The following is a 432-nucleotide window of genomic DNA, read 5'->3' on the forward strand; positions in this document are numbered from 1 at the left end:
CCGAGCGGACACACTTTTTGTCACTTAACCCACATCACCGTCGATCAAGATGAGGTTGCCCACGCCGCCTCGGGCAAGAGCTTCGGCACAACTCGACCCCACGCCTCCGAGTCCGACAACCATGACGGTAGATTCAGCTAACGTTTCTAGCCCCTCCTCCCCTAGGAGAAGCTTCAGTCGTGCGAAACGTTCACTGGTCATAGTCGCCCCTGGTCATAGTCGCCTCGATTCTTAAAAAACAAAAACTCCCCAGCCGACTGACTGGGGAGTAACTTTGTACCCCGTACGGGATTTGAACCCGTGTTACCGCCGTGAGAGGGCGGCGTCCTAGGCCGCTAGACGAACGGGGCTTAGAACCTTGCAGTTAGTGAATACATTCAACAATGAACTTCTTCACTGCTGGCCTACCAGGACTCGAACCTAGAATGACGG

At 54.6% G+C, this 432-nt stretch carries 1 protein-coding gene and 1 tRNA gene; both read right to left on the reverse strand.

Annotated elements, in window-relative coordinates:
* Positions 1-24: 24 nt before the first annotated feature.
* Positions 25-201, reverse strand: a complete 177-nt coding sequence (locus HMPREF3053_RS10875) for a ThiF family adenylyltransferase (protein ID WP_246819374.1) — start codon at positions 199-201, stop codon at positions 25-27.
* 76 nt (positions 202-277) lie between these two features.
* Positions 278-350: transfer RNA gene (locus HMPREF3053_RS04515), tRNA-Glu, on the reverse strand.
* Positions 351-432: the final 82 nt, after the last annotated feature.

Source organism: Corynebacterium sp. HMSC064E07, assembly GCF_001815745.1.
GTDB classification, from domain to species: Bacteria; Actinomycetota; Actinomycetes; order Mycobacteriales; family Mycobacteriaceae; genus Corynebacterium; species Corynebacterium jeikeium_D.

What these genes read in the sequence shown, in the direction of transcription:
- HMPREF3053_RS10875 (WP_246819374.1), bottom strand. Translation starts at nt 201, where the DNA reads ATGACCAGTGAACGTTTCGCACGACTGAAGCTTCTCCTAGGGGAGGAG.